Source organism: Rhizobium sp. Leaf371 (assembly GCF_001424045.1).
GTDB lineage: Bacteria > Pseudomonadota > Alphaproteobacteria > Rhizobiales > Rhizobiaceae > Ferranicluibacter.
In genome coordinates this window covers 451716-475745 of the sequence record NZ_LMQB01000023.1, presented here as the reverse complement: position 1 = coordinate 475745, position 24030 = coordinate 451716, and the positions used below count along the sequence as shown (strand labels likewise).

At 65.7% G+C, this 24030-nt stretch carries 21 protein-coding genes; 11 read left to right on the top strand and 10 right to left on the bottom strand.

Annotated features, from left to right (window positions below; all coding sequences use genetic code 11):
* Window positions 1–10: 10 nt before the first annotated feature.
* From phnK to phnG, 5 genes are read right to left on the bottom strand one after another with little or no spacing between them, the layout of a single operon-like run.
* A complete protein-coding gene (gene phnK / locus ASG39_RS12990) occupies window positions 11–784 on the bottom strand; it encodes a phosphonate C-P lyase system protein PhnK (RefSeq protein WP_062595384.1) in 774 nt (257 codons plus the stop codon).
* Entirely contained in the window at window positions 781–1680 is a 900-nt protein-coding gene (locus ASG39_RS12985) for an alpha-D-ribose 1-methylphosphonate 5-phosphate C-P-lyase PhnJ (protein ID WP_062595383.1), read from the bottom strand. The genes phnK and ASG39_RS12985 overlap by 4 nt, the downstream gene beginning before the upstream one ends.
* Window positions 1677–2789 carry a carbon-phosphorus lyase complex subunit PhnI gene (locus ASG39_RS12980; protein WP_062595382.1) on the bottom strand — a complete coding sequence of 371 codons (1113 nt, stop codon included), beginning with the start codon at window positions 2787–2789 and terminating at the stop codon, window positions 1677–1679. Before ASG39_RS12980 ends, ASG39_RS12985 begins: the two co-directional genes overlap by 4 nt.
* Before the next feature lie 3 nt (window positions 2790–2792).
* Entirely contained in the window at window positions 2793–3383 is a 591-nt protein-coding gene (gene phnH, locus ASG39_RS12975; protein WP_062595381.1) for a phosphonate C-P lyase system protein PhnH, read from the bottom strand.
* Window positions 3380–3841, bottom strand: a complete 462-nt coding sequence (gene phnG / locus ASG39_RS12970; RefSeq protein WP_062595380.1) for a phosphonate C-P lyase system protein PhnG — start codon at window positions 3839–3841, stop codon at window positions 3380–3382. The genes phnH and phnG overlap by 4 nt, the downstream gene beginning before the upstream one ends.
* Before the next feature lie 112 nt (window positions 3842–3953).
* Here phnG and phnF point away from each other — a divergent pair, with 112 nt between their 5' ends.
* Window positions 3954–4688, top strand: coding sequence for a phosphonate metabolism transcriptional regulator PhnF (phnF, locus tag ASG39_RS12965; RefSeq protein WP_062595379.1), 735 nt, complete (start codon window positions 3954–3956; stop codon window positions 4686–4688).
* 9 nt (window positions 4689–4697) lie between these two features.
* Here phnF and ASG39_RS12960 read toward each other — a convergent pair whose 3' ends face one another.
* The 5 genes from ASG39_RS12960 to ASG39_RS12940 form a co-directional block, all read right to left on the bottom strand.
* Window positions 4698–5543 carry a DeoR/GlpR family DNA-binding transcription regulator gene (locus ASG39_RS12960; RefSeq protein WP_062595378.1) on the bottom strand — a complete coding sequence of 282 codons (846 nt, stop codon included), beginning with the start codon at window positions 5541–5543 and terminating at the stop codon, window positions 4698–4700.
* A gap of 318 nt (window positions 5544–5861) precedes the next feature.
* The gene (locus ASG39_RS12955; protein WP_062595592.1) at window positions 5862–6809 is read right to left on the bottom strand and encodes a D-ribose ABC transporter substrate-binding protein; all 948 of its coding nucleotides are present in this window, start codon (window positions 6807–6809) and stop codon (window positions 5862–5864) included.
* Window positions 6810–6940: 131 nt separating this feature from the next.
* Window positions 6941–7930, bottom strand: a complete 990-nt coding sequence (locus tag ASG39_RS12950) for an ABC transporter permease (RefSeq protein ID WP_244481237.1) — start codon at window positions 7928–7930, stop codon at window positions 6941–6943.
* A 50-nt stretch (window positions 7931–7980) separates the two neighbouring features.
* Entirely contained in the window at window positions 7981–9570 is a 1590-nt protein-coding gene (locus tag ASG39_RS12945; protein ID WP_062595376.1) for a sugar ABC transporter ATP-binding protein, read from the bottom strand.
* The gene (locus ASG39_RS12940; protein ID WP_062595375.1) at window positions 9567–10223 is read right to left on the bottom strand and encodes a DUF2291 domain-containing protein; all 657 of its coding nucleotides are present in this window, start codon (window positions 10221–10223) and stop codon (window positions 9567–9569) included. Before ASG39_RS12940 ends, ASG39_RS12945 begins: the two co-directional genes overlap by 4 nt.
* An 836-nt stretch (window positions 10224–11059) precedes the next feature.
* On the opposite strand from ASG39_RS12940, the gene ASG39_RS12935 reads away from it, so the two are divergent.
* The 10 genes from ASG39_RS12935 to ASG39_RS12890 all read left to right on the top strand — a co-directional run bounded on the left by ASG39_RS12935 (window position 11060) and on the right by ASG39_RS12890 (window position 24004).
* Window positions 11060–12706: an FGGY-family carbohydrate kinase gene (locus tag ASG39_RS12935; RefSeq protein ID WP_082477213.1), complete on the top strand. Its 1647-nt coding sequence runs from the start codon at window positions 11060–11062 to the stop codon at window positions 12704–12706.
* 1 nt (window position 12707) lies between these two features.
* Entirely contained in the window at window positions 12708–14219 is a 1512-nt protein-coding gene (locus tag ASG39_RS12930) for a glycerol-3-phosphate dehydrogenase (RefSeq protein ID WP_062595374.1), read from the top strand.
* Window positions 14220–14229: 10 nt separating this feature from the next.
* Window positions 14230–15162: a TIM barrel protein gene (locus tag ASG39_RS12925; protein WP_062595591.1), complete on the top strand. Its 933-nt coding sequence runs from the start codon at window positions 14230–14232 to the stop codon at window positions 15160–15162.
* A 151-nt stretch (window positions 15163–15313) separates the two neighbouring features.
* On the top strand, window positions 15314–16273 hold the full coding sequence (locus ASG39_RS12920; protein ID WP_062595373.1) for a sugar-binding transcriptional regulator: 960 nt from the start codon (window positions 15314–15316) through the stop codon (window positions 16271–16273).
* Window positions 16274–16420: 147 nt separating this feature from the next.
* The gene (locus tag ASG39_RS12915; RefSeq protein ID WP_162242432.1) at window positions 16421–17638 is read left to right on the top strand and encodes a CHASE3 domain-containing protein; all 1218 of its coding nucleotides are present in this window, start codon (window positions 16421–16423) and stop codon (window positions 17636–17638) included.
* A gap of 63 nt (window positions 17639–17701) precedes the next feature.
* On the top strand, window positions 17702–18979 hold the full coding sequence (locus ASG39_RS12910) for an arsenic transporter (protein WP_062595371.1): 1278 nt from the start codon (window positions 17702–17704) through the stop codon (window positions 18977–18979).
* Between the two features lie 86 nt (window positions 18980–19065).
* Window positions 19066–20688: a ribosomal protection-like ABC-F family protein gene (gene abc-f, locus ASG39_RS12905; RefSeq protein ID WP_062595370.1), complete on the top strand. Its 1623-nt coding sequence runs from the start codon at window positions 19066–19068 to the stop codon at window positions 20686–20688.
* 138 nt (window positions 20689–20826) lie between these two features.
* On the top strand, window positions 20827–21735 hold the full coding sequence (locus tag ASG39_RS12900) for an ABC transporter substrate-binding protein (RefSeq protein ID WP_244481218.1): 909 nt from the start codon (window positions 20827–20829) through the stop codon (window positions 21733–21735).
* Window positions 21736–21902: 167 nt separating this feature from the next.
* Entirely contained in the window at window positions 21903–23069 is a 1167-nt protein-coding gene (locus ASG39_RS12895) for an ABC transporter permease (RefSeq protein ID WP_062595369.1), read from the top strand.
* Window positions 23066–24004, top strand: coding sequence for an ABC transporter ATP-binding protein (locus ASG39_RS12890; RefSeq protein ID WP_062595368.1), 939 nt, complete (start codon window positions 23066–23068; stop codon window positions 24002–24004). Before ASG39_RS12895 ends, ASG39_RS12890 begins: the two co-directional genes overlap by 4 nt.
* Window positions 24005–24030 lie beyond the last annotated feature (26 nt).

Here is a 24030-nt window from a genome sequence, read left to right as displayed (position 1 = left end):
ATTTGCGGGCTCAGGATTCGGGAATGGAGGCGACGAGAAGCTGGGTATAGGCGTGGTGCGGATCGTCCAGCACCCGGTCGGTCAGCCCGGCCTCCACGATGTGCCCGCCCTTCATCACGATCATCCGCTGCGACAGGAGCCGCGCGACGGCGAGATCGTGGGTGACGATGACGACTGCGAGCGACAGGTCGGTGACGAGACCGCGCAGGAGATCGAGCACGCGGGCCTGCACGGAGACGTCGAGGCCCCCGGTCGGCTCGTCCATGAAGATCAGCCGGGGATGGGTGACGAGGTTGCGGGCGATCTGCAAGCGCTGGCGCATGCCGCCGGAAAAGGCGATCGGCTGGTCGTCGATCCGCTCGGCGGCGATTTCGACGCGCGACAGCCAGTCGCCGGCCGTGCGGCGGATCTCGCCATAGTGACGCTCGCCGACCGCCATCAGCCGCTCGCCGACATTGGCGCCGGCCGACACCCGCATCCGCAGCCCGTCGGCCGGGTTCTGGTGCACGAAGCCCCAGTCGGTGCGCATCAGGAAGCGGCGCTCGGCTTCCGAGAGATCGGCCAGATCCGGAAACCGCCCGTCGCGCATCCGGTAGCGGATCTCGCCGGCCGAGCGTTCCAGCCGGCCGGAAATGCAGTTGAGCAGCGTCGTCTTGCCGGAGCCGGACTCGCCGACGATGGCGACGACCTCGCCCGGCCAGACGTCGAAGGAGACATCCGTGCAGCCGACGAAGGCGCCGTAGCGCTTTTCGAGCCCGCGAACGGAGAGGATGGGATCGGTCATCGCGTGGTCTCCTGCTCGCTCGAAGCGTGCTCCCCGAGCTGCGGCAGGCCCGGGCCTGCGTGGCCCTCCGCCTGTCGCGTCTCGCAATGGTCGGTGTCCGAGCAGACGAACATCCGCCCGCCCCGGTCGTCGGTCACCACCTCGTCCATATAGACGCCGGTCGCGTTGCAGAGCGCGCAAGGGCGGTTGAAGGTCTGGACCGTGAAGGGATGATCCTCGAAATCGAGGCTCGTCACCTGGGTAAAAGGCGGCAGCGCATAGATGCGCTTCTCGCGTCCCGCGCCGAAGAGCTGCAGGGCCGGGGAGCGGTCGAGCTTCGGATTGTCGAATTTCGGAATGGGCGAGGGGTCCATGACATAGCGCCCCTCGACCTTCACCGGATAGGCATAGGTCGTGGCGATATGGCCGTGCTGGGCGATGTCCTCGTAGAGCTTCACATGCACGAGGCCGTATTCTTCCAGCCCGTGCATGACCCGGGTCTCCGTCTCGCGCGGCTCGAGAAAGCGCAGCGGCTCGGGGATCGGCACCTGGAAGACGAGGGTCTGGTGCGCCTGCAGCCGCTCTTCCGGAATGCGGTGGCGGGTCTGGATGATCGTCGCATCCGCCGTCTTCGTGGTCGTCGCCACATTCGCGGTCTTGGCGAAGAAGGCACGGATCGAGACGGCGTTGGTCGTATCGTCGGCGCCCTGATCGATCACCTTGAGAACGTCGTCCGGCCCGAGAATGGCAGCCGTCACCTGCACGCCGCCCGTGCCCCAGCCGTAGGGCATCGGCATCTCGCGCGAGGCGAACGGCACCTGATAGCCGGGAATGGCGATGCCCTTCAGGATCGCGCGGCGGATCATGCGCTTGGTCTGTTCGTCCAGATAGGCGAAGTTGTAAGCGGGCAGGGTCATTCCGCGGCCTCCTGTCGGGCGGTCTCTGAGGACGCTGCCGCATGTTCCCGCCGCAACATGCGCAGCAGGTCGAGCTCGGCCTGAAAATCCACGTAATGCGGCAGCTTCAGATGCTCCACGAAGCCAGTGGCCTCGACATTGTCGCAGTGGGAGAGGACGAACTCCTCGTCCTGTGCCGGTGCCGCACGGTTCTCGTCGAATTCGTCCGCGCGGAGCGCCCGATCGACAAGGCTCATCGACATGGCCTTGCGTTCCGACTGACCGAAAACGAGGCCGTAGCCGCGCGTGAAGCGGGGACCGTCCTCGCCGCCGCCCTTGAACTGCGACACCATCTGGCATTCGGTGACGCGGATCGCGCCGATGGCGACGGCAAAGCCAAGTTCCGGCAGGTCGATTTCCAGATCGACAAGGCCGATGCGCACTTCGCCGACGAAGGGATGCGTGCGCCCGTAGCCGCGCTGCGTCGAATAGCCGAGCGACAGGAGAAAGCCTTCGTCGCCGCGCGCCAGCGCCTGAAGCCGCAGATCCCGTCCCGCGGGAAAGCCGGTAGGGTCGCGGGTGAGGTCGCCGGGCTCGGCATCGGATGCGACATCCGGCTCGATCAGGCCCTCGCCATTGAGGATATCCGTCACGCGGGGATAGGCGGCATCGCCGGCCACATCGCCGGACACGTCGCGCCGTGCGCCGGGCTCGACGGGGTGGTCGCCGGCCATGTCGGGGTCGATCAGGCGGTGGGTATAGTCGAAGGTGGGTCCGAGCAGCTGCCCGCCGGGAATGTCCTTGTAGGTGGCCGACACGCGGCGCTCGATCCGCATGGCCCCGGTCTCCACCGGCCGCGTCGCGCCGAAGCGCGGCAGCGTCGTGCGATAGGCGCGGATGAGGAAGATCGCCTCGATCAGGTCGCCGCGCGACTGGCGCACGGCCATGGCGGCGAGCTCGGGATCGTAGAGCGACCCCTCGGCCATGACGCGATCCACGGCGAGCGACAGCTGGCCGGCGATCTGGTCGAGCGAGAGCGCGGGGACGGAGCGGTCGCCCCGACGCCGGTCGGCGAGCAGCCGGTGCGCCTTTTCGATGGCGGCTTCCCCGCCCTTGACGGCAACATACATGGCTCAGGCCTCCTCAATGCGTGTGGTGCGGGGCAGGGCCAGCGCCTCGCTGCCCGAGACGAGGACGAGATCGAAGCCGAGCGGAAAGCCGGCGCGGTTGGCGGCCATGACATCGGCAAAGCCCTTCGGCAGGCCTTGCGGCGCGATGTCGCTCAAGGTCTCGATGCCCGGCCCGCTGAGGCTGAGGCGATGGCCGCCGCGAAGGGAGGCGACCGGCAGAAGCAGCGTGGCCGAGCGATCCGGATATTCCGCCGTGCCCACCGCAAAACGGCTCCAGGCAGTGGTGTCGCTGTCGTCGGCAAGGTGAACGAAGCGGGCGGACGGCGCCGCGCCTGTTACCGGCGCACCGGTGTGGAAGCCGACCCAGGCTTGCGCGTCCGGCATGTCCGTTTCGAAGAATACGGGCGTATCGTTGTCCGCCAGCGCCAGAAGGATCGCGCCGGCCGCAGACGACATCGGCCTGGGGGGACCGGCAAGGCCTGCGAGGTCGGCGATGCTGCCCGGTCGCGCAAAGGCATCCATCAGGGCGCGAAAGGCGCGCTGCGACCCGAAGACGGGCTCGGCGAAACCGCCATCGACAAAGGCAAGGCTCATCGGTCTTCTCCCCGAACCAGCGTGAAGAAATCGACGCGTGTCGCTTCCGTTTCTTCCGCGCGCTGCCGGCGCGCTTCGGCATCGAGCATCAGCGCGGGTCCGACGACATCCGTCTCGATCATGGGCTGCCATTCGGCACGCTGACCGAGCGCGTCGAGATGCGCCACCATGCGGGCCTTTTCCAGGTCGCGGCCGAGAACGATGGCGTGACCGACCTCGCCGCTGTCGAGCTTCACGGTCGCCCGCGTCACGCTGGCTTCGCCGAGATTGAACGGTGCGCCGCCGCCGCCGATCCGTCCGCGCACCATCACGGCGCCGATCTCCGGCCCCCGCACGGGGATTGCCGACGGTGCGGTTCTGGCAATCGCGCCGTAGCGCTCGGCAAGGATGTCGGCGGGCATGGACGCCATGGCGTCGAGCGCGCGTTTGCGGTCTGGGATCTGCTGTTCTGTGGTCATTTCGGATCCTATTTGTCTATTTGTGTAGACAACTAATCTTGATCCGATTTATAACCCGAGAACCATGACGCCGCTGTGACACTCGTTCGTGGCGGCGCTGAAGGGATGGGCCATGGACAGACAGGATGACGGAATTTCACGCTGGCGCCGGGTGGCCGATGGCATTCGCGCCTCGATCCTTGCGGCCGCAGTCACCGACCGTCTGCCGCCGGAAACGGAGCTTGCGGCCGACTATGGCGTCAACCGCCACACGGTGCGCCGCGCCATCGCGGCCCTTGCGGCGGAGGGCATCGTCCGGGCCGAGCGGGGTCGCGGGACCTTCGTCAATCCGGTCGAGCCGCGCATCTCCTATCCGATCGGCACGCGGGCGCGGTTTTCCGAAAACATGATGCGGCAATCGCTGGAGCCCTCGGGGCGTCTCGTCGGATCGCAGAAGGTGGTGGCGGACATGGCCATGGCGCGGCTGCTCGGCCTCGCGCCGGGCGCCCCGCTTCACCGGCTGGACCATATGGCCGTGGTGGACGGCGTGCCTCTGTCCCGCTCCACCTCGCACTTCTCGGCCGAGCGCTTTCCCGGCATCATCGCGGCCTATGCGCAGGAGGGCTCGATCACCCAGGCGCTGCAGCGCTGCGGCCTTGCCGATTATCGTCGGCGCGAAACGCGCCTGACGGCCGAACGGATCGCTGCGACCGATGCCGACGCGCTCGCCTGCGCCGCCGATGCCATCGTGCTCGTCACCAATGCCGTCGATGTTGATCTCGAGGACCGGCCGGTGCAGGCGATCCGCACCCGGTTTCTGGCGGATCGCATGGAACTCGTCTTCGCCAATCCGCAGAGCGCCCCTTGAGCGGACGCCCTATCGCCCGACCTTCGGCCGGTCCACCGGCGCGACCATCAGGTTGATGCCCTTGGAGCGCATGCGCTCCAGATGCTCCGGCGCGATATTGTCGTCCACGATGACGAGATCGAACTCGGTGAGGGCTGCGAAGGAATAGAGCGCCCGGCGCTCGAATTTCGTGTGGTCGGCCAGAAGGATGCGCATGGCGGCGCTGTCGAACATCGCCCGCTTGGTCTCCACCATTTCCGGCGACTGGTGAAACGCGACATCGTCGAGAATGGCCGACATCGACATGAACACGGTATCGCCCCGGAGTTTTTCGATCTCGCGGATGGTCATGCGGCCCATGAAGGCATTGCACCAGTTGTAGAACTGCCCGCCAAGACCGAGCAGCGTGACGTCCGGCACGGCCTTCAGCTCGTTCATCAGATTGAGCGAATTGGTAATGACCGTCAGCGGCACTTTTTCCGGCAGGTGGTGGGCCATCTGCAGCACGGTGGTGCTGTCGTCGAAGAAGATCGCCTGTCCCGGCTCGATGAAGGTCATGGCCGCCCGGGCGATCGCAGCTTTCTCGCGAGCCTGGCGGCTCGATCGGTAGACGTCGCTGGATTCGATCAGGCTCGTCGGGGCGGCGGTGACGATACCGCGCGTCTTGCGGAAAAGGCCGCGGCTGACAAGTTCGTCGACATCCCGGTGCGCCGTCATCAGGCTGATGCCGAAACGGTCGGTCAGGTCCTCGATCCGCATGGAGCCCTCGGCCATCACGGCCTCGGCGATCAGCTGGCGGCGCACGATCTGGCGGGCATGGCGACTGTCGCTCGGAAGCTCGGACATGAACGGACTGGCGGTTGTCTTGTTCGTCATCCCGGTGCCCCTCTGTTCGCTCTGCCTGCGTCCTAGCGGACTGAATTTGACATTTGATACCCACCAGCGGCGAACGCGGTGATCAAATGTCACATTCTGAAATTCCACTCGAATCATAAACTTGCTAGTGGTTTTTTGGATTTCGACATTTGCCCTCATGGGTGCTGCAAACGGGAGCAAATGTCGGAATCAAACCACTAGCGCATAAAACCTTCAACGGAAAACCCGTTCGCACGGATGCGACCAGCGAGCGCGGCGACCTGAGGGCAATGCGGAGAAAAGGGCGCCGCGGACGGCGCCCTCTCTGGCCTTGGGAGCTTACTTATCGAGGACGAAGGGTGCCGAGTACTTGTCGACATTGTCCTTGGTGATGAGCAGGCAATCGAACAGCTGCTTTTCGGACTTGGCGCCCGTCGCGCCCGTCTTGATGAAGCTGTCGGCCTGCTTCACGGCTTCTTCCGAGAAGACGGCGACCGGCTGAAGCACGGTGTACTGCAGTTCGCCGGCCTTGATGGCGGCGACCGCATCCGGCGAGCCGTCGAAGCCGCCGACCTTGACGTTGGCGATCTTGCCGGCTTCCTTGAGCGCCGCGATGGCGCCGAGCGCCATTTCGTCATTGCCGGAGATCACGCCGTTGATGTCGGGATTGGCCTGCAGCATGGACTGCATCTTGTCGTGGCCCTTGGTGCGATCCCAGTCGGCCACTTCGGACGCCACCTTTTCGAGGTCCGGATACTGCGTGAGAACGGTCTCGTAACCGTTGGAGCGGGTCGCGGCATTGTTGTCGGAGGGGGCGCCGAAGAGTTCGACATACTTGCCCTTGTCGCCGACGGCTTCCACCCACTGCGTGGCACCGAGGGCGGCACCCTGCGCATTGTTGGAAACGAGCTGCGCCTTGGCAAGACCTTCCTGGTTGATCTCGGCATTGACGAGGATGACCGGAATGCCGGCGGCAACGGCCTTCTTCACCGCGCCGACGGAGCCGTCGGCATTGGCCGGATCGAGGATGATCGCGACCGACTTGTTGGTGATGGCGGTATCGATCAGGTTGCTCTCGGTGTTGGTATCGCCCTTATGCGCGCCGACGGTCGCGGTATAGCCGAGCTTTTCGGCAGCGGCCTTGGCAACATTGCCTTCGGTCAGCCAGTAGGGGTTGGACGGATCGTTGACGATCACCGTCATCAGGCCCTCGGCATAGGCGGTGCTGGCGAACATCGTGGCGGCAGCGGCGGCGGCCATCAAGAGGCGGGTTGCTTGTTTCATCATGGTCTCTCTCCCGGTTTTGAAATGCGGTTCGGTTGTGCCGGTCACCCGGCGGTGCTTGTCCGTGGCCGGCGCCGCCTCTCCTCGAAAGGCAGGGGCCGGATAGGCGGAGAAGGTCGTGTGTCGGTCGCCGCTTACTTCGGGCGGCGCCCGTACTGGATGCTGTTGAGCAGGACGGCGAGCACGATGACCGCGCCGGTAAAGACGGTCTGCCAGTAGGAGGACACGCCGATGATGACGAGGCCATCCGACAGGAAGCCGATGACGAAGGCGCCGAGCATGGTGCCGCCGATCGTGCCGCGTCCGCCGGTGAGCGCCGCGCCGCCGATGACGACGGCCGCAATCGCCGTCAATTCGTAGGTGGTCCCGGCCGTGGGGCCGGCGGAGGTCAGCTGCGACGACAGGACGAGGCCGGCCATCGCCGCGCAGACGCCCGAGAGCACATAGACGATGATCTTGACCCGCTTGACCGGCACGCCGGACAGCTCTGCCGCCCGCTCGTTGCCGCCCGACGCATAGAGCCAGCGGCCGAAAGCCGACCGGCTGAGCATGACGAAGCAGAGGATAGCGAGCAGAGCGAGCACGAGAACGCCGATCGGCACGCCGAACAGCCGGTTGAAGCCCAGCCAGTCGAAGCCGGTATTGCCGAGCTCCGGCCGTCCGCCGAGATTGTTGAAGGTGAGGCCATTGGTCATCAGCAGGGCCACCCCGCGCGCGACATAGAGGACGCCGAGCGTCGCCACGAAGGCGGGAACGCGGAAATAGGCGATCAGCACGCCATTGACCGCGCCGACGAAGGCGCCGAGCGCGCAGGTCAGAATGACCACGACCCAGACCGGCGGATACAGCACCACACCGAGCTGCTCGAGCGTGACGCCCTGCATGAGATAGCCGGCGACGACGCCGGACAGCCCGAGCGTCGAGCCGACCGAGAGGTCAATGCCGCCATTGAGGATCACGAGCAGCATGCCGATGGCGAGAATCCCGAAGATCGCCACATGCGACGACATGATCAGGAAATTGGCGACGGAGAAATAATAGGGCGACAACAGCGAGAACACGACGATGATCGCGATCAGGGCGAAGAAGGCGCGGCCCTCGAGCAGGAGCTGAGCGATGTTCATCGTCTTCTTCTGCGGCGTCGGGCGCGCGGTGGAATGGGTTGCCGACATGATCAGTGCGTCCTCGTTTCGGGCTCGTGCCCATCCGATCCATGGCCTCCGGCTTTTTCGCCGGATGCCGCCATGATGAGTTCCTTGGTGACGTCGGAGCCGAATTCGGCGGAAATCCTGCCGCGGCGCATGACGACGATGCGGTGCGCGATGCTCAGGCATTCGCCCACTTCCGATGTGGAATAGATGACCGCGAGACCTTGTCTTGCGCGCTCGGCGAGCAGCTTGAACACTTCCGACTTCGCGCCGATGTCGATGCCGCGGCTGGGCTCGTCGAGCAGCATGACCTCCGGATTGGTCGCCAGCATCTTGCCGATCACGACCTTCTGCTGGTTGCCGCCCGACAGCGAGCCGATCGGCGCCGTGCCGCCATCCGTCTTGATGTGGACCTTGGCGATCGCGTCGGTGACGAGGCCGGCTTCGCCGCGGCGCGAGGTGAAAAGGCCCTTGGTGAAGGCGCCGATGCTGGCGAGCGACAGGTTGCTGCCGACCGTCATCGTCTGCACCAGCCCGTCGCGCTGCCGGTCTTCGGGCACGAGAACGAGCCCGTTGTCGATGCGCTCTGCAATGGAGAGCCGGGACACGTCCTGCCCGCGCAGCATGACGCGGCCGGCGGATGGCTGCAGCCGTCCGGCCACGCATTCCAGAAGCTCAGTCCGCCCGGCACCCATCAGCCCGTAGATGCAGACGACCTCGCCTGCGCGAACGTCGAGCGAGAGCGCATCGACCACCGAATAGCCGGCGCCCGAGGCGTCCGGGACCGAAAGCTTCTCGATCGACAGGGCGACCGGACCGAACGCATAACCCGATGGCGGCGCGCCGAGGTCGAAATTCTCGCCGACCATGTTCCGCACGATCCATTCCAGATCGATATCGGCACGCGGTGCATAGGCGGTCATCGTGCCGTCGCGCAGCACCACGGCATGGTGGGTGATCTGCAGCGCCTCTTCCAGATGGTGCGAGATATAGACGATCGACACGCCGCGCGCCGTGAGGTCGCGGATCACCTTGAACAACACCTCGACTTCCGAGGCGCTGAGCGCCGATGTCGGCTCGTCCATGATGAGGATGCGGGAATTGACCGACAGCGCGCGGGCAATCTCCACGATCTGCTGCTGCCCAAGACGAAGCTCCTCGACCGGCGTCAGCGGATCGATGGGCTCTTCCAGTTCCTCCATCAGCAGCCGGGTCTGCCGTTCTTCCTCGGCATAGTTGACGCCGGTCGGCCCCATGATCTCGCGGCCCATGAAGATATTGTCGCGGACATTCATGTTCAGCGCCAGCGACAGTTCCTGGTGGATGATCGAAACGCCGCTGTCGCGGGCATGCGACGAGGAAGAGAAGCTCACCGGCTCGCCGTCGAGCACGATCTCGCCGGAGGTCGGCTGCACCACGCCTGAGAGGATCTTCATCAGCGTCGACTTGCCGGCGCCGTTCTCGCCGAACAGGGTGGTGACCTGACCGCGGCGGATCTCGAAATTGACGCCCTTCAGCGCATGGATGCTGCCATAGGACTTGGCGATATTGCGCGCCTCCATGACGACGGCGCCATGGTCGCCCGATGGCGTGAGACGTGCGGTTGCGGCGCTCATTTCACGGTCACCACGACGGGCGTGACCAGCCAGTTCTTGGGGTTGATCAGCTTGAACACGCCGGTGATTTCCACCGTCTTGCCTTGAAGCGCGGCCGGATCGAGACTGCCGAGCGCCTCTTTCTTCATGGCGTTGTTCAGCGCCGAGCCGGCGTTCTGGTACTCGATCTGGTTGGTGAACTGGCCGAACTCGATCTCGCCGGTGGCATCGCGCAGGTCCGTGCCGTTGATCGCCGGGCCGGTCTGGACCCGCACCACGGTCCCCTCGGGCAGGCCGGACACGGCGATCGTGTTGGTGCTCGACTTGCGCTCGCCGACGACGCCGGTGAACTTGACCGGGATGACAGGGCCGGTGCTGGTGGCGACGCCGTATTTGGTGCCGGCGGCCGCCTTGTCGGCGGCAATCGCCTGGCCGAGTTCGGCGGCATCGACCGCGCGGCTCGCCACGCTGTCGCGGACCTTGGGAAAATTCTCGGCCCCGAAAGCTTCCGGCGAGAACACGTCGGCGCGCACGTCATGTTCGGAGCCGATCTGAACCACGCGCGTATCATAGGCCATGGCACCGACGAGGATCACGGCCAACACGGCCGTGACCAGGCGACCGCGGGTGAAGCGGGGGGAATGTATCGATTTTGCTTCGGCAAGGGTGCTCATGACGAAAGCCTCACATCTGAAATCGCCTCTTGAGGGAGGCGCAAAGGTCGGTTGAACGCCGCGGATGTCCGCGACGACGTGTCGAAGGTCATCTCTGGGGACGGTCGTTGCGGGAACGGTGGCTGGCGGGCAGCACGGTGCGACGGCGGAGGGTCCGGTCGCGGAACGGGATCGCTGTTCTGTTCATGACGTCTCCTCCCTTGCACATCGACGGCGCATCCCGCCGACGATCTCCTCCCGTCGGCCTTCATGCTTGATGATAACAGATGATAGGTCTGTGTTATCAATGGATCGAACAATGGTAGAAAATTTTCCGACTGTCAACGGCACCTGCTTACCGAATTCACGGCTCAGGAGATGCGGGAGGAGGCGACTTCAGCGGTGGGTCGCCGGAGGGTGAAGACTGAGGAAAGCGTCCTATTGCCGCGCGTTTGATGGCCACGGAACGCATCTCACGCGAAGCCTGAAACGGTTCGGTAGTCTGATTCTATTGGTTTAATGATAATGGAAGACGGCTTCTTGCGCGGATTTGGCGCTGCTGGAAGACTGTGATCGAATGGTTCGTCCGATCGGAGAGCCGGCACCGCAATATGCCGTCATCTGCGGCCACGGCTCTCGCTTGGCAACCTTGACACGGCAGATCATTTATGAAAAAAAATGCGGAAGCAGAAAGATATTTCGACATCAGTGTGATGTTTGTGAGATATCGTGATGGCGGATTGTTATCTTGGAGGATGACATGGCCGGGCGCCCTTCCGATAAGGGCTCTGCGAGAATGGGAGGAGCACCGATGATGGCATGGGCAGGAGCGCGGCGACAAGCCTTGTGGATGCGGCATGCGTGACGGTGGCGACATCATCATCGGCGTGGATGCGGGAACGTCGGTCATCAAGGCCGTCGCCTTCGATCTTACCGGACGCCAGCTCGGCTGTGCGTCCGTGCGCAATGTCTACGCGACCGGCGACGACGGCTCCGCGACCCAATCCCTGGAACAGACCTGGGCGGACTGCGTCGCCGCGCTGAAGGGCCTTTGCGAAAAGATCGACGGCCTCGCGTCAAGGACCGCGGCGCTCGCCGTCACCGCGCAAGGCGACGGCACATGGCTCGTCGGGTCGGACAATCGTCCCGTCTGCGATGCCTGGCTGTGGCTCGATGCCCGCGCCGCGCCGAGCGTGCGCCGCCTGGCCGGCCGCACGGAGGATCGCGTGCGCTTCGAGGCGACCGGCACCGGGCTCAACACCTGCCAGCAGAGTGCGCAGATGGCGCATATGGACCGCCACCGCCCCGAGCTTCTGGACGGGGCCGAGGTCGCCCTGCATTGCAAGGACTGGCTCTACCTCAACCTCACCGGCATCCGCGCCACCGACCCGTCGGAAGCAAGCTTCACCTTCGGCAATTTTCGCACCCGGCAGTACGACGATCTCGCGATCGACAGCCTCGGCCTTGCGCATCGCCGCAGCCTCCTGCCGGAGATCATCGACGGCACGCAGGTCCAGCATCCGCTTTCGGCCGAGGCGGCCCGGGTCACCGGACTGCGCGCGGGAACGCCCGTGTCGCTCGGTTATGTCGATATGGTCATGACGGCGCTCGGTGCCGGGGTGCGGACGCGCTCGACCAATGCCGCCTGTTCCACCGTCGGCTCCACCGGCGTTCACATGCGCGCCAAGCCCGTGGACGCGGTGCATCTGAACGCCGAGGGCACGGGCTATGTCATCGCGCTGCCCGTACCCGGTATCGTCACCCAGGTTCAGACGAATATGGGGGCGACGCTCAACATCGACTGGATCCTTCGCCTTGCCGCGGACCTGATGGCGGATGCGGGGCGGCAGGTCGCCTTTTCCGATCTCGTCGGGCGGATCGAGCACTGGCTGGAAACGACGCGCCCCGGCGCACTGCTCTATCATCCCTATATTTCCGAGGCCGGCGAGCGCGGGCCGTTCGTCAATGCCCATGCCCGCGCCGGCTTCATCGGCCTGTCTACGCGTCATGGTTTCCCCGACATGCTGCGCGCCGTGGTCGAGGGTTTGGGCATGGCGACGCGGGATTGCTATGCCGCGATGGGTGCCATGCCGGAAGAGCTGCGGCTGACCGGGGGAGCGGCCCGTTCGCGCGCCCTGCGCGGTGTGCTCGCCGCTTCGGTCGATGCGCCCGTTCGCATTTCCGACCGCGAGGAGGCGGGTGCCGCGGGCGCCGCGATGATGGCGGCGGTGGCGCTCGGCGTCTATCCCACCATGGATGCCTGCATCGACGAATGGGTGAGCCCGCTTCTCGGTCAGGCCGAGGCGCCCGACCCCGATCTCGCCCGCCATTACGACCGCCTGTACCCGGCCTATGTCGCGGCCCGCCAGTCCCTGACGCCCGTCTGGGAAACGCTCGGACAGGAGCCTGCGCATGCCCGCCCCGAAGGGGAGGCGACGCCGGCCGCCCTGGACCCTGCCGACATGACGACGCGCGACGACACATCCCACCTTCGAGGAGCCTGACATGACAGAAGCAAAGACGGTCGATCTCTTCGTGATCGGCGGCGGCATCAACGGTGCCGGCATTGCGCGGGATGCCGCGGGTCGTGGCCTCTCGGTCATCCTCTGCGAAAAAGGCGATCTGGCCGAAGGCACGTCGTCTCGCTCGGGAAAGCTCGTTCATGGCGGCCTGCGCTATCTCGAATATTACGAGTTTCGCCTCGTGCGCGAAGCGCTGATCGAACGCGAGGTGCTTTTGAACTCGGCAAGCCACATCATCTGGCCGATGCGCTTCGTGCTGCCGCACAGCCCGGACGATCGCCCCGCCTGGCTCGTCCGGCTCGGCCTCTTCCTCTACGACCATCTCGGCGGCCGCAAGCGCCTGCCGGGCACCCGCTCGCTCGATCTGCACAGAGATCCCGAGGGCGCGCCGATCCTCGACAAATACACCAAGGGATTCGAGTATTCCGATTGTTGGGTGGACGATGCGCGCCTCGTGGTGCTGAACGCGCTGGATGCCGCCGAACGGGGTGCGACCGTGCTGACGCGCACCGCCTGCATCAGCGCCCGCCGCGAGGATGGCGGCTGGCGCGTGGAGACGCGCAACGAGCGCACCGGCGAACTCGCGTCGTTCCGCGCAAAGGTGCTCGTCAATGCCGGCGGCCCCTGGGTCAACGACATCGTCGGCCGGGTCGCCGGCTCCAACAGCAGCCGGAACGTGCGCCTCGTCAAGGGCAGCCATATCGTCGTGCCGAAGTTCTGGGAGGGCAGCCAAGCCTATCTCGTGCAGAACCACGACAAGCGCGTGATCTTCATCAACCCCTATGAGGGCGACAAGGCGCTGATCGGCACCACGGACATTCCCTATGAAGGGCGTCCGGAAGAGGTTCAGGCCGAGGAGAAGGAGATCGATTACCTGCTCGCCGCCGTGAACCGCTATTTCAAGGAGAAGCTGCGTCGCAGCGACGTGCTGCACAGCTTCTCCGGCGTCCGCCCGCTCTTCGATGACGGCAAGGGCAATCCCTCCGCCGTCACGCGCGACTATGTCTTCGAACTGGACGAGACCGGCGGCGCCCCGCTGCTCAACATCTACGGCGGCAAGATCACCACGTTCCGCAAGCTCTCCGAGCATGCCATCCAGAAGATCGCCGGCTTCTTCCCCAACATGAAGGGCGACTGGACGCGCGGCGCGACGCTGCCCGGCGGCGAAATCCCCAATGCCGATTACGTGCAGTTCACTGACCGCATGCGCAGCGACTACCCCTGGATGCCGCGCGCGCTGGTCCATCATTACGGCCGCCTCTACGGCGCCCGCGTCAACCGCATCGTCAAGGGCGTCACGTCGATCGAGGGTCTCGGCCGGCATTTCGGCGGGCAGCTTTACGAGGCCGAGGTCCGCTACCTCGTCGCCAACGAATGGGCCGAGACATCCGAGGACGTGCTTGTCCGGCGCACCAAGCAGAACCTGCACCTGACGGCTGCCGAACGGGCGGCGTTTGCTGACTGGTTCGATGCGCATGTCGCGCTGGCTGCGTGAGGGAGCGATCATGAACCTGACCCTGTCCCTGAACACCAATCCGCTGGTCAACCGCTTTGCCGAGCCGGACGATCTGATCGATACCGTGGCGCACACGCTGAAGGTCCGCGATCTGCAGCTGACCCACGAATTCATCAATCCGAGCTGGCCCGCACCCGTCATCCGCCGTCTGACGCGGGAGATGCAGGCAGCTCTTGCCCGCACCGGCGTGCGCGTCACCTCCGGCATGACGGGGCCTTATGGCCGCCTCAACCATTTCGGTCATCCCGACCGCGACGTGCGGCGCTACTATGTCGACTGGTTCAAGACCTTCGCGGACATCACCGCCGATCTCGGCGGCGTCTCCGTCGGAACCCAGTTCGCCATCTTCACCTATCAGGATTTCGACGACCCCACCCGGCGCGAGGACCTTGTCCGGATCGCCATCGACTGCTGGGCCGAAGTCGCCGAGCACGGCAAGGCGGCCGGTCTCGACTACATCTTCTGGGAGCCGATGAGCGTCGGGCGCGAGTTCGGCGAAACCATCGCCGAATGCATCCGCCTGCAGGACCGGCTGACGGCCGCCGGCATGGCCATTCCCATGTGGATGATGGCCGACATCGACCATGGCGACGTGACCTCGCCCAATCCCGACGATGTCGACCCCTATGCGTGGGCGCGGGCGGTGCCGAAACTGTCGCCGATCATCCACATCAAGCAGAGCCTGATGGACAAGGGCGGTCACCGTCCGTTCACCGCCGAATTCAACGCCCGCGGCCGCGTTCACCCCGAGCCGCTGTTGAAAGCGCTCGCGGAGGGCGGCGCCGAGACCAATGAGATCTGCCTCGAACTCTCCTTCAAGGAGCGCGATCCGAACGACCGCCAGGTCATCGAGCAGATCGCCGAAAGCGTCGCCTTCTGGGCGCCGCATATCGATACGGGTGTCTCCGACCTGCATATCTGACACACTCTGCGACACGGCATCGCGATGGCGGAGCGCCGTGCAAGCCGCGGAAATAACGTGCCAGCCTGCGACGCGGGGTGTATGGCGAAGGTGAGGACAAGTCGGATCGGCGCGCGGCACGACGCCCGAGGCAGCAGAAATGGCAGGACGCATGGCAGGGAACCGACGCCCCATCGACCCGGAGGAATCGCTCGCGACGCGCGCTGCCTGGCTGCACTATGTCGGCGGCATGACCCAGGCGGCGGTCGCCAAGATGCTCGGCCTGCCCTCGGTCAAAACGCACAGGATGATCGCGCGTGCGGTGGCCGACGGCATGGTCAAGGTCACCATCGACGGCGATATCGTCGAATGCGTCGATCTGGAGGCGCGCCTTGCCGAGCGTTACGGCCTGACCTATTGCGAGGTCGCACCCGACATGCGCGAGGAGGGGCTGCCGCTCCGCGCGCTCGCGTCCGCCGGCGCATCCTATCTGCGGCGGGAGATCGAGCACGGCGCGCACCGGATGATCGGCCTCGGCCATGGGCGCACCCTGGCCGCCGCCGTGCGTCACATGCCGCGTCTGGCTGCGAGCACCGTGTCCTTCGTGTCGCTTCTGGGCGGCGTCACCCGCAACTACGCCATCAATCCGCATGACGTGATGCACCAGATTGCCGAGAAGACAGGGGCGACCGCCTATGTCATGCCGGTCCCCTTCTTTGCCAACACGGCGGAGGACCGCGAGGTTCTCCTGTCCCAGCGCGGCGTCGGCGAGGTGTTCGCGCTGGCCGAAGGCGCCGATCTCAAATTCGTCGGCATCGGCACGGTGGAGCCGGCCGCCCAGCTCGTCGCCTCCGGCATGATCGAGCCGCGCGAAATCCGCGAGATCTCCGCAAACGGCGCCGTCGGCGAACTGCTCGGCCACTTCTTCGATGCTCGCGGTCGCCTGCTCGAAACCATGCTGAGCGCCCGCACGCTTTCGGTCTCCTTCCACTCCGCCAAGGCCGACCACATCGTCGCCATTGCCGGCGGCGCGAGCAAGGTCGAGGCGATTCGCGCCGTTCTCACCAGCCGCCGCCTCTCCGGCCTCATCACCGACGAGCGCACCGCGCAGGCCCTGCTCGACGCGGGGTAAAAGGCCAGGACCGGGCACGTGAGGAACTGTTGGCAAAGCTTCGCATCATAAAAGCGGGGCGGGCGCTTTCCATTCGACGGGACGAACACATGTATGGTCGAACGCGGGGCCGCACGGCATGCCCGCGACGCCGCAGCGCGAGGGACCATGGCCAGACCGACGGTGAACAAGTTCCTGCTGCAGGCGCGCAACGAGGTGCGCCAGAGTGCCGGGATGATCATCATCGCCGTGCTCTTCGTCGCCGTCGCCTCGATCGGGGCTTCGGTTCTCCTGTCGCAGCGGGAACGGCAGGCGCAGGAGGCCATCGCCCACACCATCGGCAACGAGCGGCGGATCTCCACCCTGCAATCGCTGTTGCAGGATGCCGAGATCGGCCAGCGCGGCTACCTCATCACGCAGGACCGTGCCTATCTCGAGCCCTACGAGGGTTCCATTCAGGAAATCGACCGGATGATGGAGGAGCTCGCGACAGGTCTGTCCGACAATAGCCGTCAGGATGCCAATGTCGCCGTCCTCCGCTCGCTGATCGTCCAGAAACTGTCGGAACTGCGCCAGAGCATCGACCGCCAGCGCGAGGGCGATGCGGCCGGGGCACTCGCCATCATGAAGACCGGGCAGGGCAAGATGCTCATGGACGGCGTGCGCAACGCCTTGAAGACGATGCGGGCCGAAGAGAGCAATCAGCGCATGCAGCGCGTGGCCGAAGCACGACAGGCCGGCGCCCGCATGGAGATGGTGGTCTTCGCGCTGTCGCTGCTGACCGCCGTCTTCGCACTCGTTGCGGTGCGCGCCACCGCGAGACGGGCGCGGTCCGCGGAGCTCACAAGGGACGAACTGCTCTCGCGGCTCGACCGCCGGCTGCTTGCGATCATGGCGGCGGATATCGTCGGCTATTCCCGGTTGATGGAGGGCGACGAGACGAAGACGCTCGTGCGCCTGAAGATCGTGCGCGACCGGATCGATCCGATCATCGAGAAGCACAGCGGCACGATCGTCACCACCGCCGGCGACAGCGTTCTCGCCGCCTTTGCCAGCGCCCTGTCCGCCATCGATTGCGCGATCGAGATCCAGCAGGCGATGGCGGAAGCAAATGCGGACCTCGATGAAAACGCCCGGCTGATGTTCCGGATCGGCATCAATGTCGGCGATGTCGTGGTGCAGGATGGCGACGTCTTCGGCGACACGGTCAATGTGGCGGCACGGCTGGAAACGCTGGCCGAACCCGGCGCCATCTGCATTTCCCGCACCGTGCGCGACCATGTCCGCAAGCAGCGTCCGCTGACCTTCGACGATCTCGGCTTCCAGCGCGTCAAGAACATCGCGCAGCCGATCAGCGCCTTTCGCGTGCGGGCCGAAGCGGGGTAGACGACAGCGTCAGCCGACCCCCTTCGCGCTTCGCCATCCAGACATCCATAAAGCCGGAAATCCATGCCGACGTTTCTTTCCCCTGTCATGCTCACCTGGGGCATCTCAGCCCTGGCCGTCGCCGGTGTCATCACCCGGCCGTTTCGCCTGCCGGAGGCCGTCTGGGCCGTTCTGGGTGCCGCCGTCATCGCCGCACTCGGCCTCATGCCGCTGTCGGCGGTCTGGAGCGGCATCGCCCGCGGCACCGATGTCTATCTGTTCCTGATCGGCATGATGCTGTTGTCGGAACTGGCCCGCAAGGAAGGCCTGTTCGACTGGCTCGCCGCCATCGCCACGCGCCAGGCGAAGGGGTCGCCGAAGCGCCTGTTCTTCCTGATCTACGCGGTCGGCGTGCTCGTGACCGTGTTCCTGTCGAACGACGCGACGGCCGTGGTGCTGACGCCGGCCGTCTACGCCGCCACGCGGGCGGCGAAGGTCGCAAACCCGCTGCCCTACCTGCTGATCTGCGCCTTCATCGCCAATGCCGCGAGCTTCGTGCTGCCGATCTCCAATCCCGCCAACCTCGTCATCTTCGGTGGCGGCGAGATGCCGCCGCTCGGGGAATGGTTGCGCACCTTCACGCTCCCGTCCATCGTGGCGATCGTCGTCACCTATCTCGCGCTCGCCTTCACACAGCGTCGCGCGCTCGCCTCGGAAACGGTCGCGGCCGACGTGCCGACGCCGCGCTTGTCGCCCGCCGCCCGCGTCGCCGGCATCGGGCTTGCCCTGACCGCCATCGGCCTCGTCATCGTGTCCGCGCTCGATCTCGATCTCGGCCTGCCGACCTTTGTCGCCGGCATCGCCACGACGCTCCTGATCGTTCTCGTCAATCGCGAGCCGCCTCTCGACGTCCTCAAGGGGATTTCCTGGAGCGTCCTGCCCCTGGTCGCCGGCCTTTTCGTCATCGTGGAAGCGCTCAGCGGCACCGGGCTCGTCGGCATGCTCGGCGATCTCCTTGCCCGCAACGCGGCGACCTCGCCCGCGTGGACGGCGGGCGTCGCCGGTGTCGGCGTCGGCTTTGCGGCCAACCTCGTCAACAACCTGCCGGCCGGGCTCTTTGCCGGCAGTGCGGTGCAGGCCGCGGGTGCGCCGAGCCTTGTCGCCGCCGCCATCCTGATCGGCGTCGATCTTGGTCCCAACCTCTCCGTCACCGGCTCGCTCGCCACCATTCTCTGGCTCACCGCCCTGCGGCGCGAGGGTATCGAGGTCGGCACCTGGCAGTTTCTGAAGCTCGGGGCGGTGGTGATGATCCCGGCGCTGTTGCTCTCCATCGCCACGCTGATCGGCATGTCTCTGCTGTGACGCGCGTGCGCTGCAGCAAAAAGCCGGGACAACAGGGCCATCCCGTGCCATAAGGCGACCCGCAACGCAGCCGGGCCCGACCGATCATGATCCGCATCGAAAACATCTCCAAGCAGAACAGCCACCGCCTCCTCTTCATCGAGGCCTCGGCCGCGCTCAACAAGGGCGAAAAGATCGGCCTTGTCGGCCCGAACGGCGCCGGCAAGACGACCCTCTTCCGCATGATCACCGGCTCGGAACTGCCCGACGAGGGGCAGGTGGCCACCGAGAAGAACGTGACGATCGGCTATTTCAACCAGGATGTCGGTGAGATGTCCGGCCGCAGCGCCGTGGCCGAGGTCATGGAGGGAGCAGGGCCCGTCAGCATCGTGGCGGCCGAACTGCGCGCGCTCGAAGCCGCGATGTCCGACCCCGACCGCATGGACGAGATGGACGCGATCATCGAGCGCTATGGCGAGGTGCAGGCGCGCTACGAAGAGCTGGACGGGTACGCGCTGGAAGGCCGCGCCCGCGAAGTGCTCGACGGCCTGTCCTTCAGCCAGGAGATGATGGACGGCGATGTCGGCAAGCTCTCCGGCGGCTGGAAGATGCGCGTGGCGCTCGCCCGCATTCTGCTGATGCGGCCCGATGTCATGCTGCTCGACGAGCCGAGCAACCATCTGGACCTCGAAAGCCTGATCTGGCTCGAAAACTTCCTGAAGACCTATGACGGCGCGCTGCTGATGACCTCGCACGACCGCGAGTTCATGAACCGCATCGTCACCAAGATCATCGAGATCGACGGCGGCTCGCTCAACAGCTATTCCGGCGATTACGGCTTCTACGAGCAGCAGCGGGCGCTGAGCGAAAAGCACCAGCAGGCGCAGTTCGAGCGCCAGCAGGCGATGCTGGCCAAGGAAATCAAGTTCATCGAGCGCTTCAAGGCCCGTGCCTCGCACGCCTCGCAGGTGCAGAGCCGCGTCAAGAAGCTCGAGAAGATCGACCGCGTCGAGCCGCCGAAGCGCCGCCAGACGGTCGCCTTCGACTTCCTGCCGGCCCCGCGCTCGGGCGAGGACGTCGTCAATATCAAGCAGGTCCACAAGGCCTATGGCGCGCGGACGATCTATGATGGGCTCGACTTCATGGTACGCCGGCGCGAGCGCTGGTGCATCATGGGCATCAACGGTGCCGGCAAATCCACGCTTTTGAAGCTCGTCACGGGAACGGCCGCGCCGGACAAGGGCAGCGTCACCATCGGCGCCAGCGTCAAGGTCGGCTATTTCGCCCAGCACGCCATGGATCTGCTCGACGGCGAGAGCACGGTTCTGCAGTGGCTGGAGGAGCGGTTCCCGAAGGCGGGGCAGGCGCCGCTCCGGGCGCTGTCCGGCTGCTTCGGCTTTTCCGGCGATGACGTCGACAAACGCTGCCGGGTTCTCTCCGGCGGCGAAAAGGCGCGCCTCGTCATGGCGGCCATGCTGTTCGACCCGCCGAACTTCCTCGTGCTCGACGAGCCGACCAACCACCTCGACCTCGACACGAAGGAAATGCTGATCAAGGCGCTCTCGGCCTATGAGGGCACGATGCTCTTCGTCTCGCACGATCGCCATTTTCTCGCGGCCCTGTCCAACCGGGTGCTGGAACTGACGCCGGACGGTATCCATCAGTATGGCGGCGGATACACCGAATATGTCGAGCGGACGGGGCAGGAGGCTCCCGGCATACACGTTTAGGCTGCGTCGAAACGAACCGGTCGCATTTTGCCCTGCGACGGCTCTGTTTTTCCTCCGATGTCGCTACATATGGCAGCCTATGCCGCGACGATCGCTGTCATCGCGTGGACGATAGTGTGTCATCAGGGGAGAATTCGCGTGCGTCTCAAGTCTACACTCATCGCGGCGGCAGCCGCTGTCCTGTCATTTTCCGCAGCTCAGGCCCAGGTCGTCGTGTCCTCCAAGATCGACACCGAAGGCGGCGTGCTCGGCAACATCATCCTGTCGGTCCTGAACGCCAACGGCATCAAGACGACAGATCGCGTGCAACTCGGTGCAACGCCGGTCGTGCGCAAGGCGATCACCGCCGGCGAGATCGACATCTATCCGGAATATACGGGCAATGCCGCGTTCTTCTTCGAGAAGGCCGAAGACCCCGCCTGGAAGGATGCCGCCAAGGCTTATGAAGAGGCCAAGAAGCTCGACTACGACGCCAACAAGATCGTCTGGCTGACGCCGTCGCCCGCCAACAACACCTGGGCCGTCGCCATCCGCAAGGATCTGGCCGACCAGTCCAAGGTCAAGACCTTCTCCGACTTCGGCAAATACGTGACCGATGGCGGCACGGTGAAGCTCGCGGCCTCCTCGGAGTTCGTGAACTCGGCCGCCGCCCTGCCGGCCTTCCAGACCACCTACGGCTTTACGCTGAAGCCCGACCAGTTGATCACGCTGTCGGGCGGCGATACCGCAGCCACCATCGCCGCTGCCGCCAACCAGACGAACGGCGCCAATGCCGCCATGGTCTACGGCACCGACGGCGGCATCGCACCCTCCGGCCTCGTGGTCCTGGAAGACGACAAGGGCGTCCAGCCGGTCTACCAGCCGGCGCCGATCATCCGCGAAGCCGTGCTGAAGGAAAATCCGCAGATCGAAACGCTTCTGAAGCCCGTCTTCGAAAAGCTCGATCTCGTCACCCTTCAGGACCTGAACGGTCGCGTGCAGGTCGGCGGCGAGCCGGCCAAGGCCGTGGCCGAAGACTTCCTGAAGAAGAACGGTTTCTTGAAGTAAGCAGACGGGCCGGGAGGCATGCCGCCCGGCCCTTTTCACGTCCGCCATCGACGGTTGCGGCAAACGTCTTCCAGGAGGCTCGCCCCTATCGCCGGCAAGACACCGTCACGTTCCGGCACGCAACGGTCGCGCGGCACGGGGCTTGCCTTCGGAACATCAGGAGAGGCATGCGCATCCGCTTCGACAAGCTCGGCGTCCTGATCGCCATCCTCCTTTGCCTCGGCACGCTTCTGGCGCCGTTCGCGACCTTCCGTGCCAACCGGATCGTCCCCGGCGGTCCGCGTTCCATCCTCGAATCCCTGCCGTCTGGCTACGGGACCGCGCTCCTGATCGCCCTCGGCGTGGCGGCTGTGGTGACCATCCTCAGGACGCCGGCCGCCGCACGGCTGGCGGTTGCCGCGATCGGTCTTCTCGCGCTGATGCTTTTGATCGGCACGGCCGGACGCTTCCTGACGCCGGAGGGCAACACCTATGCGCGGGTCTCCCCGGCATCCGGCTTCTGGACGCTCCTCTTCGCCTTCCTGCTGCTTGCCGCCGATGCCATCACGCGCATGAAGCCGAAGCCTGCCGTCCGGGTGCTGCTGCTCGGCGTGACGCTCGGTGCCCTTGCCGCTATCCTTGCCTCCGGCCGATGGGATTCGCTCTCGCTTCTCAAGGAATATTCCGGCCGGGCGGATGTCTTCTGGACCGAGGCGGGCAAGCATGTGACGCTCGCGATCGGCTCGCTCCTTGCCTCCGTCATCGTCGGCCTGCCGCTCGGCATCCTCTGTCACCGCGTGCGGCCGCTGCGGGCCGGCGTGCTGAACGTTCTCAACCTCATCCAGACGATCCCGTCGATCGCGCTCTTCGGCCTCCTCATCGCGCCGCTCGGCTGGATCGCGGTGAACGTTCCCGGCGCCTCTGCGATCGGCGTGCGCGGCATCGGCGCGGCGCCTGCCTTCGTCGCGCTGTTTCTCTATTCGCTGCTCCCCGTCGTTGCCAACACGGTGGTCGGGCTTGCGGGCGTCCCCCGCGAGGCGAACGAGGCCGCGCGCGGGCTCGGCATGACGGGCGCGCAGCGCCTGCTGCGGGTCGAGTTCCCCCTCGCTCTTCCGGTCATTCTCACCGGCATCCGGATCGTTCTCGTCCAGAACATCGGTCTTGCGACCATTGCGGCGCTGATCGGTGGCGGCGGTTTCGGCGTGTTCGTCTTTCAAGGCATCGGCCAGACCGCCATGGATCTCGTGCTGCTCGGCGCCGTGCCGACCGTGCTTCTGGCCTTCGCCGCGGCCATCATCCTCGACGCCCTCATCGAAATCAACGCGCCGCTCAACCGCGCAGGCAGGACAGCATGATCGAGATCGACGGCATCACCAAGCGCTACGGCGACGACACCGTCGTCGACACTGTCACGATGACCATCCAGCCGCGAACCGTCACCGTCATCGTCGGCACCTCCGGCTCCGGCAAGACGACGCTCCTGCGCATGATCAACCGTCTCGTCGAGCCGACCGCGGGGACGATCCGCCTCGACGGCGAGGACAACCGCTCCGTTCCCGGCTTCGAGCTCCGCCGGCGCATCGGCTACGCCATCCAGGGCCACGGCCTCTTCCCACATCGCACGGTGGCCGAGAATATCGCGACCGTGCCGGTGCTGCTCGGTTGGGACGCGGCGCGCATCAAGGCCAAGGTGGCCGAATTGCTGGCGCTGTTCCAGCTCGATCCCGAAACCTTTGCCGACCGCTTTCCGCATGAACTGTCCGGCGGTCAGCAGCAGCGTGTCGGCGTGGCGCGGGCGCTCGCGGCAGAGCCCAACGTGCTCCTGATGGACGAGCCCTTCGGCGCGCTCGACCCGATCATCCGCGCCAAGGCGCAGGAGGATCTGCTGGCGATCCAGCGACTGCTGGGCACCACGATCATTCTCGTCACGCACGATATGGAGGAAGCCTTCCATCTCGCAGATCGGATCGCCGTCATGGACAAGGGCAAACTCGTGCAGTACGGCCCGCCCGCCGAACTGGTCGAGCGCCCGGCGACCGATTTCGTCGAAACCCTGATCGGCGCGACCGAACGCCCGTTCCGAATGCTGTCGATCGATACCGCGGGCGCCGCCGCAGAGCCCGGCGAAGCGCAAGGCACGGCAATCGCCGCCACGACAACCCAGCGGGACGCGCTGGCCGAACTTCTCTGGAGCGGGCGGGACGCCGCCCCCGTTGCGGACGCCGATGGCCGGCCGATCGGACGCATCACGCTGGATGGGCTCGTTCAGCGTGCCGCGAGGCGCCGATGACCGCGTCTCACGCAACGGCCGGACAC